10 protein-coding genes and 2 pseudogenes are annotated in these 13,616 nt (G+C 67.0%); 4 read left to right on the forward strand and 8 right to left on the reverse strand.

The window, feature by feature from the left end; translation table 11 throughout:
- The 4 genes from ACFHPP_RS28715 to ACFHPP_RS28730 all read left to right on the forward strand — a co-directional run.
- On the forward strand, positions 1 to 446 hold a 446-nt coding region (locus ACFHPP_RS28715; protein ID WP_437166659.1), incomplete at its 5' end, for a hypothetical protein.
- Between the two features lie 132 nt (positions 447 to 578).
- Positions 579 to 917 carry a hypothetical protein gene (locus ACFHPP_RS28720; protein ID WP_437166660.1) on the forward strand — a complete coding sequence of 113 codons (339 nt, stop codon included), beginning with the start codon at positions 579 to 581 and terminating at the stop codon, positions 915 to 917.
- 110 nt (positions 918 to 1,027) lie between these two features.
- The gene (locus ACFHPP_RS28725; protein WP_437166661.1) at positions 1,028 to 2,602 is read left to right on the forward strand and encodes an ABC transporter substrate-binding protein; all 1,575 of its coding nucleotides are present in this window, start codon (positions 1,028 to 1,030) and stop codon (positions 2,600 to 2,602) included.
- Positions 2,599 to 4,206 (forward strand): ABC transporter substrate-binding protein, encoded by a 1,608-nt coding sequence (locus tag ACFHPP_RS28730; protein WP_437166662.1) that lies wholly within the window; start codon positions 2,599 to 2,601, stop codon positions 4,204 to 4,206. Before ACFHPP_RS28725 ends, ACFHPP_RS28730 begins: the two co-directional genes overlap by 4 nt.
- Positions 4,207 to 5,018: 812 nt before the next feature.
- On the opposite strand, the gene ACFHPP_RS28735 is transcribed toward ACFHPP_RS28730, so the two are convergent.
- The 8 genes and pseudogenes from ACFHPP_RS28735 to ACFHPP_RS28770 form a co-directional block, all read right to left on the reverse strand.
- Positions 5,019 to 5,846: a metallophosphoesterase family protein gene (locus ACFHPP_RS28735; protein ID WP_437166663.1), complete on the reverse strand. Its 828-nt coding sequence runs from the start codon at positions 5,844 to 5,846 to the stop codon at positions 5,019 to 5,021.
- Between the two features lie 4 nt (positions 5,847 to 5,850).
- Positions 5,851 to 7,122 carry an ABC transporter substrate-binding protein gene (locus ACFHPP_RS28740; protein ID WP_437166664.1) on the reverse strand — a complete coding sequence of 424 codons (1,272 nt, stop codon included), beginning with the start codon at positions 7,120 to 7,122 and terminating at the stop codon, positions 5,851 to 5,853.
- A 24-nt stretch (positions 7,123 to 7,146) separates the two neighbouring features.
- Positions 7,147 to 7,983, reverse strand: coding sequence for a carbohydrate ABC transporter permease (locus tag ACFHPP_RS28745; RefSeq protein WP_437166665.1), 837 nt, complete (start codon positions 7,981 to 7,983; stop codon positions 7,147 to 7,149).
- Entirely contained in the window at positions 7,976 to 8,872 is an 897-nt protein-coding gene (locus ACFHPP_RS28750; protein WP_437166666.1) for a carbohydrate ABC transporter permease, read from the reverse strand. Before ACFHPP_RS28750 ends, ACFHPP_RS28745 begins: the two co-directional genes overlap by 8 nt.
- Before the next feature lie 10 nt (positions 8,873 to 8,882).
- Positions 8,883 to 10,010, reverse strand: coding sequence for an ABC transporter ATP-binding protein (locus ACFHPP_RS28755; protein WP_437166667.1), 1,128 nt, complete (start codon positions 10,008 to 10,010; stop codon positions 8,883 to 8,885).
- Between the two features lie 470 nt (positions 10,011 to 10,480).
- Positions 10,481 to 10,804 (reverse strand): annotated as a pseudogene (locus tag ACFHPP_RS28760) (transposase); the annotation flags it as partial.
- Between the two features lie 1,063 nt (positions 10,805 to 11,867).
- On the reverse strand, positions 11,868 to 12,530 hold the full coding sequence (locus ACFHPP_RS28765) for a PEP-CTERM sorting domain-containing protein (protein WP_437166668.1): 663 nt from the start codon (positions 12,528 to 12,530) through the stop codon (positions 11,868 to 11,870).
- 691 nt (positions 12,531 to 13,221) lie between these two features.
- Positions 13,222 to 13,616: pseudogene (locus ACFHPP_RS28770) on the reverse strand (hypothetical protein); the annotation flags it as partial.

Raw genomic sequence — 13,616 nt, forward strand, 5'->3', positions numbered from 1 at the left:
CTCGGGAGCGCATCGCCGCATCGGCTGACGGCACCGGGCCCGTGGCAGCGGCAGGCAGGAGGCATCCCGTGAACTCGAATCTTGCTATGCGCGCCTTTCTCAACCCTGGCCCGACCGACGGCCCAGGGCGCCGCGCGGAGGACACGCGGGATCAGTGGCAGGCCATCTCGTGCGCGATGTGCGGCTGGCCGTTCGGCGCGCCGGGCACGACGCCGGTCGGCCCGCCCGCCCAAGGCCGGATCAGCGAGCGAGCGCCATCGCGGAGTGTCCGCCGGTTTGCGCGCGGCTTGGCGCGTGCCGGGGCGGTCGCGGCAGTGCTTGCCGTGGGCGGCACCGTCTTTGCCAGAGATGTGGCGCCGGCTACCCGGGCCTCGGACACGGCTGTTCAGGTGTCGACCGCCGGCTCCATCCCGTTTGACGGCATCGCCCTGATTGACGGGCGCTAACCCAGTGCGCTGCCCAACGTGGCCGTGGGCCGCGCAGGCCCCAGCTTCTGTCACGAAGACTAAGCGCAGTGGTCACAAGACCGACGTCGGTACCCGGCTATTTCCAGCTTCGCGAGATCGAAGCCAAGCAGAATGCACGCCAGGAAGAACGTCCTTCTCACCGTCGCGGATCAGTTGCAGGCGGCTTTCATGTCCGCCTTGTGCTCCGGCATTCAGCGCACGCCGAACCTGGATTGGCTGTGCCAGGAAAGCATGATTGTCCGCGCCCATGTCACTGACACCATGTCCTACGGCCCGGCGGGGGGCAGCCCGCTGATAGGCCTGTACCCGATGAACCATCGCGCCGTGCAGAACACGGTGTCGCCGGATGCGCGCCGCACCCGCAGTTGGAAAGCGGCACGGATGACGCTCGGCGCACCGCCAACTGGGCGCGGATGCTGCAGATCATGGATCGGGAAATTGCCGTCGTGAACGTCATCCACCTAACCGCGAACTTCACCGCCAAGCATCACGCCATCGCCTGCCGTCCGGCGAAATCCGTCGTGATGAGTTGCCGCCGCCAAAACTGGGGAGCCCGACCCATGACAGTCTCTCGTCGTTCCGCGCTCAAGCTGGGTGCAGCCAGCCTTGCCCTGCCGGCACCAGCCATCGCGCAGGCCGATGGTCGCCCCGCGGTGACGGTGGCGGTCCAAAACATCAGCACCTCCAACACGCTGGAGATGCTGCGCGAGCAGTCCAATGTCGGCACCCGAATCTTCCGCAACTACGTGGAGCCGCTGGTCGATACCGATTGGGTCGGCGACATGTCGCTAAAGCCCGGGCTCGCCACCTCCTGGGAACGGGTGGATGACCACACCGTCGATTTCACGCTGCGCGAAGGTGTGCGCTTTCACAATGGCGATGCCTTCACAGCGGAGGATGTCGCCTTCTCCTTTAGCCCCGACCGGATGTGGGGCGGCGGCGCGCGGGAGGTGCCGACGCCGGTGATTCAGGGCGCGCGCCGCGCGTTTCCCGGCTTTGAGCGGATTGAGGTGCTGGGCCCGCACCGCGTGCGCCTGGTGAACAAGGTGCCGGACATCGTGCTGGAAGGCCGCATGGCGCGCACCATCGCCGTCATCGCCAACCGCCGTGCCTTCATGGCAGCGCCCTCCTGGATGGATTGGGCGCGGCAGCCCGTGGGCACCGGCCCCTACCGGATCACGGAGTACCGGCCCGACCAGATGCTGACGCTGGACGCCTTCGATGGGCACTGGGAGGGCCGCCCGCCGATCCGCAGGCTGCGCTTCGCGGAGGTGCCGGAGGTGGCGAGCCGGGTAAACATGCTGGTCTCAGGCGAAGCCGAATTCGCCTCCGATATTCCGCCGGACCAGATCGGGCGCATTGCTGCCGATCCGCGCTTCGAGGTGGCGGGCGGCCCCATCAACAACACCCGATACCTGGTCTTCAACAAGGCCCATCCGGTGTTGGCCAATCCACTGGTGCGGCGCGCCATGAGCCACAGCATCGACCGCGAGGCAATCGTTGCCGCGTTGTGGGACGGGCGGACCACGGTGCCGCGCGGCCTGCAGTGGGAGTTCTATGCCGACATGTATCTCGCCGATGTCGAGGTGCCGAAATTCGACCCGGCCGAAGCGCGCCGCCTGCTGCGCGGCGCCGGCTATCGCGGCGAGGCCATACCCTATCGCTGCCTGAACAACTACTACACCAACCAGACCGCCACGGCGCAGATCAACGTCGAAGGCTGGCGCGCCATAGGCCTGAATGTCGAGCTGCAGATGGTGGAGAATTGGGGCCAGATCCAGGGTGGTGACACAGCCAGCCGCGGCGTGCACGACTGGTCCGCCGCGGCCGCGGTGAACGATCCCTCCATCCAGATGTCCGGCACCTGGGGCCGCGCCGGGGCGCCCTGGCTGCGCGAGCAGTACCGTAACGAGGAATTTGGCGACCTGGCCGACGAGTTGGAAACCAGCATGGACCGGCCGCGCCGCCGCATCGTCTGGCGCCGCATGCTCGAGATCATCGAGCGCGAGGATCCCGCCTACGTCGTGCTCCACCGCAACGCGAACTTCACGGCCAAGCGCCGCAACATCGCCTGGCGCGCCTCGCAGTCCTTCGTCATGGACTTCCGCGCCAGCAACTGGGGGACCGGCGCATGACGAACCTTTCCCGCCGCGCGCTTCTCGCAGCGCCCACGCTGCTGGCGATGCCGGCGCTGGCGCAGGGCGACCAGCGGCCAGCACTGACTATCGCCGTGCAGAAGCTGTCCAACTCGAACACCTTCGAGCCGCCGCGTGAACAATCCAATGTCGGCTTCCGCGTCCACGGCCTTTACGCAGAACAGCTGGTCGGCACGGACTGGCTCGGCAATGGCGACCTAGTCCCCGGCCTGGCGACGGGCTGGCGCCGGCCGGACGCGTCGACGTTGGAACTGACACTGCGTCGCGGCGTACGCTTCCATGACGGACGGGAGATGACGGCTGAAGACGTCGCCTTCTCCTTCGCCGACCGGCTCTTTGGCACGCGGGGCGCCAGCGCGGCAGGGCAAACCACGCTGCTGGCTGGCACGACCGGCAAGGAACCGCCCGCCGAAGTCATCGCCGTCGGCCGTCGCACCTACCCAGGCCTCGAGCGGATCGAGATTGTGGATCGCCACATGGTCCGCTACGTCAACCGAACCCCCGACGTGACTCTGGAAGGCCGCGTAGCACAGAGCGTCGGCGCCATTATGTCGCGGGAGGCCTTTGCGGCCGCCAGCAATTGGCTGGACTGGGGCCGCGCGCCGATCGGCACCGGCCCCTACCGCATCGCTGATTTCCGCCCTGATACTTCCCTCGTTCTGGAAGCGCACGACGGCTACTGGGGGGGGCGCCCACCGGCGCGGCGCCTGCGCTTCGTTGAGGTGCCGGAGGTCAGCAGCCGCGTGAATGGGCTGTTCTCCGGCGAATACGACTTTGCCTGCGACATCCCGCCTGACCAAATCGGTGTGGTAGAACGCAACAGCCGCTTCGAGGTGCTGGGCAGCCCGATCAACAACATCCGCAAGCTTGCCTTCGACAAGACGCATCCGGTGCTGGCCGACGCCCGCATCCGCCGCGCGATGTCGCACGCCATCGACCGCCAAGTGCTGGTCGACACGCTTTGGGCTGGCCGCACACAGATTCCGCGGGGGATGCAGCTGGAAAGCTACGGCGCCATGTACCTGCCGGATTGGGAAAACCCTCGCTTTGACCCGGCGGAGGCGCGTCGCCTGCTGCGCGAGGCGAATTACCAGGGCCAGCCGATCCCCTACCGCCTGCTGAACAACTACTACACCAACCAGGTCTCCAACGCGCAGATCGCCATCGAGATGTGGCGCGCCGTCGGCCTGAACGTGCAGATCGAGATGATGGAAAATTTCTCCCAGGTCACCGCCCGCACCCCCGGGCGTGGCGTGCGCGACTGGTCGAACACCTCGGTCTTCGGGGATCCCGTCGCTGGCATTCTGCGCAACGTCGGCCCCCGCACGGAAGCCGAGCGCAATGGGGAATGGAGCAACGCGGACTACAGCGCCGCCGCGGATGCGCTGGAGGCCGAGACTGACATCCCCCGTCGCCGCGAGCTGTTCCGCCGCATGCTGACAATCGCGGAGCGCGAGGATCCTTGTTACATCGTGCTGCATCAGGCCGCAGTCTTCACGGCGAAGCGGCGCGATATCGATTGGCGCGCCGCCAAGGGCTGGGCAATGGTCTTCGGTCCTGGCAACCTGCGGGTCGGCGCATGAACACGCTGGTCAGTCCGAGAGGCCTCACGGTCTCCTGCGACGGCCAGCCGGCGCTGCCTAGCATCGATTCAGGTGTTTGATCCCAGGGTATTATCCCGCCCTGCGCCTGCACGAATTGCTCTCCCGAAATTGGAAGAGCGATCAGGCCAAAGACGCCGCTACTGCCTGAGCCCAGCTCGCCACGCCCCTCGCCGGAGGCTTGCCCAACGTCGCCCGGCTCTGATGCATCATGGCGCGCGGGATGCGCCGGACCGTGGCAGAGCTTGCGGGTCAGGCCGCGCACCACGCGTGTGGTGCGCCGAATTCAGCTCGCCCATGTCCGCGGAGCGCCCGGCACCCTCGCTATCAGGAAGCGGCGCTGGAGTGGCCGGAGAAGCAACCCGCCGAGGCACCTAGGCAAGAAGCTGGTTTCAGCCGCTCATCGGACAACAGGCTCGGATGAAACCGCCGAAGCAGTCGTGTTGCAGGGGGCAGTTCCTCAGCCACAGGGGGCAACTTGCAACCGGCAGCAACGGCTACTGCCTGCGGGATGTGGCGGGGGATGGCGACCGCACCTCCAATGCCATTTTCGTCTTCAACGGCAGCTCCCCCACCGTCACGTTCCCGCCCTGCCTTGTCATTTACCGATCTCGCCACCATCGCGCTTGACGATGGCGGTGACAGACGGGCGCGGCGTTATGCCCTCGGCGAAGTCGAGGCCAGCGGGTGGAGGAGATCAGGCTCTAGCAAGATGGCCTGTGTCCCGCCGCGCGGGGCGCTGATGCATAGAGATGGCGATGCCAGCCACGCCCGCTGCCCCCGCCAAGTGCGGTTCAGGCAGCGATGCGCGGATAGGTCTGATGGCGCAGGTCGTCCAGCCTTGGGGTCTCCATCCCAGCAGGCGACAGCAGCACCGTTTCCACATGGTCGGCCTGCAGGCGGTGCAGTAGCGCGCCGCAGACGCGGTCGCCGGGCAGACCGGGCTGCTCCGATGGATCGACGATGAAGGACAGCGGCGGCGCCCAGGCGAACACCACGCGGCCCTGCGTCACCTGCCGGTGCAGGTGCAGGTGGCCGGAGGCGACCAGGCGCAGGCCCGGATGCTCCAGCACCGGCAGCAGCGCCGCGCGCGCCTGCGGCGGCACCGACCAGTAGTCGAAGGTCTGGTCGTGAAAATCCGTCACGAAGACCGGCTTGTGCAGGAACAGCGCAATGCGTCGCTCGCCGGCTCCCGCCGCCGCCGCCGCGATGAAATCGGCCTGCGCGGCTTCCTCCGCATGCCCAGTGCCCATCACCTCCGAATTCAGGCCGATGACGCGCCAGCCCTGCAGGTCCACCACCCCGCGGCCGGGGCCGCACTGCGCCCGGAAGCGCTCCAGCCGCGCCGTGTCGAAGGGCTGGTTCGGCATGGTGTGGGGATGGCTGCCAGTGTCGTGGTTGCCCGGCAGCGCCAGCAGCGGCGCGGGGAAGGCGCCGTGCAGCGCGGCGGCCAGCGCCAGATCCTCGTCATGGTCCGCGCCATCCAGCGACAGGTCGCCGGAGGCCACGACGAGGTCGGGCGGCACCTCCTCGGCCAGCCCGCGGATGCGGGCCAGGTTGCCGCGGAACAGATCGTTCCGCGGCGAGAGATGCGCGTCGCTGAGCTGGAGGATGGTAGGCACCGCCTCAGCTCCGCCGCGGCAGCAGCCGGCGGACCTCGGCGGCCATCTCGGGCAGCACCACCTCGGGCGTCGCCTGGCCTTCCACCACGCGGGCCATGCTGTCCACCATCACCTGCGTCACGCGAACGCTCTGCGTGCCGGGGAAGGCGTACCAGGGGATCATGCGCCCCACCTGCTCCGTCGCCGTGCGGAACAGCGGGTTCTCGCGGTAGAACTCGCCGAGGTGGCGCGGGTCGTCGATCGCGATCTGGTTGACAGGCACGTAGCCGGTGTTCCTCGCCATCAGTGTCGTGCCCTCCGGGCTGGTGGAAAAGCGCAGGAACTTCCACGCCGCCTCCCGCTTCGTCGCATCGCGCGCCGTCAGCATGCCGGCGGCACCACCGGTCGGCAGCTTGCCGTCCGGCGCCACCTGCGGGAAATGCGCGGTGCGGAGTTCGAAGTTGCGGCCGGTGCTCTGGATCATGTTGCGCAGGAAGGCGGTGCTGCCGAAGCGCATGCCGAGCTTGCCGGCGGCAAAGGCCTGCAACGCAGTGGTGGCGTTCAGGTTGGGCATGCCGCCTTCCGTCACCATGCGGCGCAGCAGGCGCAGGCTGGCGAGGCCCTCCGGACCGGCGAAGCCGACATCGCGCTCATCCGGCGTCAGCATCCGCGCGCCGTGGCTGAACAGCAGGGCGGAGAACATCCAGTCGTCGCCGGGCCACTGGAACCACATGCCGTCGGTGCCGTCGCGTTCCGCCTCGATGCGCGCGGACAGCGCGATGACACCGTCCCAGTCCTTCGGGAAGTTCGCGGGGTCGGGGTCGACGCCAAGGCGACGGAACAGGTCGGCGTTGTAGTAGGAGATCGGGTTCGAGGCCGCGAAGGCGAGGCCCGACTGGAAGCCGCCGAAATGCGCCAGGGCCAGAAGCCCCGGCGTGTAGCCCTGCGCGGCGGGGTCGCCCTCCCGGCCGAGGAAGGGCGCAAGATCCTGCGCGATTCCGCGCTCGGCGAAGACCCGCAGCCGGTTGAAGCCCTGGTAGGACAGGTCCGGAAGCTGGTTCGTCGCGGCCTGGCGCAGCACAAGCTGCGTGCCTTCCTCGTAGTTCGGCGTGGTGATGAAGTTGATGCGGATGTCCGGCTCCCGCTTCGCGAATTCCGCGGCAATGGCGTCGTAGCATTCCTTGTAGATCTGCGGCTGCGCGTAGTGGACGGTGATGTCCGTATTCGCCTGCGCCCGGAGGGCGGGTGCGGCCAGAACCGTGGCGCCGGCGGTCAATGCGAGGCGGCGAGTGATCATGCGCAGATCTCCTTGGATGAAGGGTCAGCCCTTGAGGCCGGTGGTGGCGATGCCCTCGACGAAGCGGCGCTGGGCGAACAGGAAGGCCAGTACCAGCGGCAAGGTCATGATGACGGCGGCGGCCATCAGCGCCGCGAAATCATCCCCGGCCTCGTCGGAGCGGAAGAACAGCACGCCGAGCGCCGGGGTGGCGCGCGACGGACCCTCCACCACGATCAGCGGCCAGAACAGGTCGTTCCAATGCGCGACGACGGAGAAGATGGCGAAGGCGGTCGCGGCGGGCCAGGCATTGGGCAGCACGACCCGCCAGACGATGCCGGCCTCCGACATGCCATCGAGACGCGCGGCATGGATCAACTCGTCCGGCAGAGCCTTGAAGAACTGCCGGAACAGGAAGATGGCGAAGACGGAGATGGTGAAGGGCAGGATCAGCGCGGCATAGGTGTTCAGCAGGCCGACCTCGCTGAACGCGACATACAGCGGCAGCGCCGGGACGTGCGGCGGCACCAGCAGGCCGAGCATCACCGCGCCGAAGGCCAGGTCTCGGCCTGGAAACCGTAACTTCGCGAGTGCGTAGCCCGCGGGAACTGCGAACAGCAATTGGAACGCCAGGATGCCGGCACAGACGACGATGCCGTTCCACAGGTACTGGAAAACGGGCACCCGCGCGAAGACCTTGCCGTAGTTCTCAACAGCAAAGAAGCGTTCCGGCCACAGCGCCAGGCTGGCGCGGAACAGCTCATCCAGCGGCTTCAGGCTGGCCGAGACCATCCAGACATAGGGCGCCAGCACCAGTAGACCGAGCAGCACCAGCAGGATCAGCCGCGGCGCATCTGCGAGCCAGGAGCGCCGCTCATCCATAGTGGATCTTCCGGTCCAACGCCTTGGTCTGCAGCCAGACCAGCGCCAGCACGATCACCAGGAACACCAAGGTGATTGCCGCGGAGTAGCCGAGGCGGAGATAGGTGAAGCCCTCGCGGTACATGGTGTAGAGCAGCAGCTCCGACGCCCGGTTCGGCCCGCCCTGCGTCAGCACCGCCACCGTGTCGAAGACGCGGACGCTGCGGATCAGCGTGATGGTGACGACGAACAGCGTGGTAGGTCCGAGCAGCGGCCAGGTCACTAGGCGGAAGCGGTCGGAGGCGCGCCGCGCACCGTCCATCTCCGCCGCCGCGTAAAGCTCGCGCGGGATGGCCGTCAGCCCGGCCAGGAACAGCACCATGGTGTAGCCGAGATTCTCCCACACCCCGATGGCCGCGAGGCTGGCCAGCACCCAATCGGAGGAGGACAGCCAGAAGGGCGGCTCGGCGATGCCTAGGCGCCGCAGCGCCGCGTTCAGCGGCCCGATGGTCGGGTGAAGCAGATACTGCCAGGCTGCGGCCATGGCGACGGTCAGCGATACGACGGGCAGGAAGAACACGGCGCGGAACAGCGCCCGGCCGCGGATGCCGGCCTCGATCAGCAGCGCGGCGCCGAGGCCAAGCGCGATCGACAGCGGCGTGACGATGCCGACATAGATGACGGTGTTCCGCAGCGAGACGGCGAAGCCGCGATCGGCCAGCAACTCGGAAAAATTGTCGAGCCCGATCCAGGCGAAGCCGGGCATGCCGAGCTCGTAGTCGGTGAAGGCTAGCGCCACCGCGGCGAGCGTCGGCAGCAGCAGCATCAACGCATAGGCGATAGCCGCCGGCGCCGTCAGCAGCAGCCCGGCCAGTGCCTCGCCCAGCGGGGCCGCGCGGCGTGCCGGCATTGCGATCACCTCAGACAAGGGCGCACTCTGCCTGGGCGCGGGCGGCAACGCGCTGGCCCGAGGCGTCGAACAGCAGCGCACGGGCCGGGTCGAAGCCCAGCCGCAGCGCGGTGCCGGGCCGTGGGCGCGGCGCATCCGGTGGCAGGCGCAGGATGACGGGCTGACCGCTGGCGTGGCGGGCATGCAGCAGCACGCTCTCGCCCAGGAACTCCACCGCCTCCGCCACGGCGGAGATGCCCGCCTCGGCGAGCCACAGGTCCTCCGGCCGCAGCGCCAGGGTCAGCGCGCCGAGCGTGGTCGTGATGCCCAGCGCCTCCCCCGCCAGACGCAGCATGCCATCGGCACCGGCCTCGGCGGGCAGAGTGTTGATGCGTGGGCTGCCGATGAAGGTGGCCACGCGCAGATCCTGCGGGTCGGCATAGATCGCCTCCGGCGTCGCAACCTGCAGGATCCGCCCCGCCATCATCACTGCGACGCGGTCGGCCATGGTCAGGGCCTCCGTCTGGTCATGCGTGACATAGAGCGTGGCGACCCCGGCGGCACGGTGGATGTCCACGATTTCCCGCCGCGTCTGAACACGGAGCGCGGCATCGAGATTCGACAGCGGCTCGTCCATCAGGAAGGCAGCGGGGCTGCGGATAATGGCGCGGGCGAGCGCCACGCGCTGGCGCTGGCCGCCGGAGAGCTGCCCCGGCCTGCGGTCCAGCAGCGCCTCCAGCCCTAGGGAGAGCGCGACCTGCGCGACATCCTGCGCAATGGCGGCGCGGCGCGTGGCGGCGCCCGGCAGCAGGCGGCCGAGCAAGGGCAGCCTGTCCAAGGCTGAAAGCCGGCGCATCGCGAGCGGCACGGCGATGTTCTGCGCCACCGTCAGATGCGGGTACAACGCATAGGACTGGAACACCATGGCGATGTCGCGATCCGCTGCGCGCCGCCGCGTCATGTCACGCCCGCCCACCGAGATGCGCCCTGCATCCGCGGATTCGATTCCTGCGACGATGCGCATCAGGGTCGTCTTGCCGCAGCCGGACGGCCCCACCAGCGCGATGAACTCGCCCTGCCCGACGGACAGCGACACTTCGTCCAGCGCCATCACGGCGCCGAAGCGCTTTGCCACAGATGCGATTTCGATGCCCGCCATGCCGCGCCTTATCGGGGTGCCCGATGACGGTGGAATGCAGAATCGGTGAAGCTTCGGTTGCAAGCCGCCTGGGCGCGAAGTCGCTCCCGCGGCAGCACACGGGCTCTGTTAGAATTCCCGCCAAAGCTGCTGGCATGAACGGCATGAATTGCAGAGTGAGCTTCGCCTACGCAGCCTCGAGGATGGCGAGTGCGGCGGTGGCACGACGGAGATGCAGCAGGCGTCGGCGGTTGGCGGAAACGGGCTGGTTGTGGCGGGTGCGGGGGCGAAGGAAGTTGCGGAGTTCGTCGTGGCTTCGGCAGAACCGGTTGGCCGAGGCAAAGCTCTTAACAGGCTGCGGAATTTTGCCGCTACGGGTCTGATTTACCTTGTTTGCGGTGGTGGTTGGGTTGCGGGAGCGGGGCGGTGGTGGCTGGTTTCTGGCGGCTCATCGCGGGAAACTATGGTGTCCGGCCCCTGTCTGGCGGCGATCAGGCAGGCGCCGCCAGCAGCTTTGGCAGGCGGATCAGGTTGTAGGCCGCCACCCGCAGCGTGAAGCTCCATGCGACCCGCTCGAGGCCGCGCAGCAGCGTCCGGCGCATGCCGCCGATCTCCTTGCCCCAGCCAAACACTTCCTCGATCCGCTTGCGGATGCGCTGGCTGGCCGCGTAGCCGGGGTGGCGCGTGGTCCGCCCGTCAATCGCCGAGCGCCGGCGGGTGGTGTGCTGCGCCACGTGCGGCGTCACGCCCATGCCGCGCATCGCCGTCACGAAATCCCGCGTGTCGTAGTTCTTGTCCGCGCCCAGCGCGCAGCGCGGCGCGCGGTCCTCGCGCTGCTCCCCGTCGTGCTTGCGGTCCTGACCTCCGCGAGGAGTGGGCTTCCACACCTGCCTGCGGGACAGACGATGCTCGGAGGTGTGCGGCGCAAGGCGTCGTCGGAGCGTGACCTGCCTCGGTAGAAGTGGCTCGCCGGCGATGCGACCTGGCAACTACAAGAATCTCGTTGCGTCTGCTCCAGATGCGAGGCGTCCAAGGTTTCCAACTACCAGCGAGGCTCCTCAACGACGCCGCTTATGCGGTCAACTCGCTCCCGAGCTTCGGTAAGCAGCGGCTCGAGGCCACTCGGCACACGATTGCGAAGAGTGAATAAGAGATTTCCTCTCGCATCGCGAACGCACACGATCCATCCATCGCCGCTGTCGTCCCGCACCTCTAAGCGGCAGCCGAGATGGGACTGGATAAGGGCGAAATTTGATCGCCTTACGGTAGAGTTCATCGGCGAGAGAGGCTGGAAATGCGGCAACCGATGGGGACGGCGCTCGTGTCCTCGCTCGCTGCATGCTCCATCGCGTCTGCCGCCCAATCGAAACCCCTGGCCGACCGCAGCAGGGCGACGCGGTCAGCCGCACCAGCCTCCTCGGCGGCCAATCGCGTGTCAGCCGCAATAAGTCGAAGCCGTACGGCTTGGTTCCGAGTTTGAGACACAGCTCTTCCTTCCCGACGGGATCACCGGATCATCGGCGTATATATCGGTTCTGGAGGTAGAGCGTGGCCCACGACGTGAGTTCCTCTTGGGCCTACACTTATTAGCCCACCCTGCCGGCGAACTCTCGATCAGCGTCATGCAGGAGGCGGCGCTCACCGCGGTGTACGCTGCAGCCGGCACGCGCCGAAGCAGTACCAGCGCGGAGGAGGGCGATATCGCTCGGCAGGCAGGCGCGTATGGGATGGGCGGTCTGCGCTGTTCACAGCAATGATGGGTGCAGATGGGCAGATCGCCGCCCGCTCAAACATGTCGTCTCCCGTGCTTGGGCCTTTCGGGCAGGGCCGATCGCTGGCATCAGGAGCGGCGGCACCCGCGGGCGCCGCCGCCAAGTTTCACGCCTGCCGGGCGCGCCGGCGCCGGACCAGGCCTAGCCCAAAGAGGCCAGCGCCGAACAGCGCGAGGGATGCCGGCTCAGGCACTGGCACGGCCCTGATCTCGCCGGATGCCACGGGCAGCACGACCTTGTATCCCGGCGTGCCGTTCGCCTCGCCAGGCCCAAACCCAAGCCCTGTTCCGGAGTCTAGCAGCCTACCGTGCAGGACGATCTCGCGCAGGGTTAGCGGCAGCAGATCGTCTTTGGTGAAGTCCTGCGAGAACAGGGCATTGTTCGACAGGTCGTAGGTCTGGGTGAAGTCGATGGTGCCATTCGGCGCGGTGGGGAAGTCGCCCGAGCCCGGCGGCTGGTCGAGGTTCAGGATGATCGGCCCGTAGGAGGGGAGACCCTCCGCCAGTTCGATGAAGCCGTCGCCATCCGTGTCCTGCGCAAGCGTGGGCGTGACGGAGTCGGCGGGATTGCCAGCAGCGTCGAAGCGGCCATGGATGTGTTGGATATGGGTTTGGTTCGGGGTCAGGCCGCTCGCCGTGATGTTGACGGTCAGCATGTTGCCGTCGAGGCTGAGCCTGGTGAGGCCCGAGACGCCTGAGCCGCTCAGCGGTGCCAGGATGGCCTCGTACAGCATCGGCGCGGCTTGGGCAGGGGCGACGACGAGCATCATCGCGCCGGCCAAGGTCGAAGCCAAGGTAAAGCCGCGTAACGCCGAGCAAGGCTTTGTGGAAGCCGGTGTGGGCGCATTCTTAGATCGCATACGAAGTCCTCCTGAAGCCGGATTGCGAAATCGCGATCCAGCAAATCCGGAGGTGCAAGTTCTAAGCCATCCCAAGAACCTCTTTATAATCTGAACATTCGAAGCAGATGAAAGTACTTCAGAGGCGAATTGTAAACAAACTCGACGCGCTTCGGCAGGCCCTAAGTTCTTGCGAATGGCTGGTTATATCATGCGAATTTTATATTTCTATTTTGCATCCGGAAATATAGTAGCGCTGGCGACTGACCGCGGTAAGCATTCGCCATCTAAAGGTGAACCCGAAAGTGTTTCGGTGTCCTACCGAACAACGCCTTTCTGATTGTTGATTCGGCGTCGGCAAAGGATCTGGCCTTTGTCCCGCATCGTCAGTGGCATGTAGGGTAGGTACAGTGAGTGCGCGGCCCGCGCCGTGCCGGCCACCGCAAACGTCTTCGGACGCCTCCGCACCACGCCTCCTGTCACGACCGAGCGACAGGTCGCCACTGGCGACGTAAAGGCTGCGCTGATCACCGCCGTACGGCACATGTCGCCAGCCTCCGAGATGCCATTGAAACCCGTGGCTCAGGCGGAATTTCTGGCGTCCCGCGGCTGAAGTCGAGCTTCAGCTGAAGACCCCATCCGCAAAGGCAAGCCTGCCCTCCGCGGCGCCAAAATGGAGGTAGTGCTCGAGCGGGTTGATCCCAATTGCCTCCACGTCGGGATAGGCGAAGAGGTAGCTGTCCGTGTCGAAGAAGGCGGACGGGTCGCGCCCCTCGAGCCATCCCCATAGCGCGTAGTGGACGAGCGGGTCGTACCCAGCCGCGTCCACGTCGCTGTAGACGGAGAGGTAGCCGTCCGTGTCGAAGAAGGCATTCGGATCGCGCCCCTCGATCCATCCGAAGTTCGCATAGTGGGCCAGCGGATCAATTCCTGCTGCCGCCACGTCCGGGTTGGTAGCGAGGTAGAAGTCGTCGTCGAACAGCAACGCGGCATCGAGTGGGTATGTGATGGCCGGCA

It is taken from the genome of Falsiroseomonas sp. E2-1-a20, assembly GCF_051433195.1.
Lineage (GTDB): Bacteria > Pseudomonadota > Alphaproteobacteria > Acetobacterales > Acetobacteraceae > Falsiroseomonas.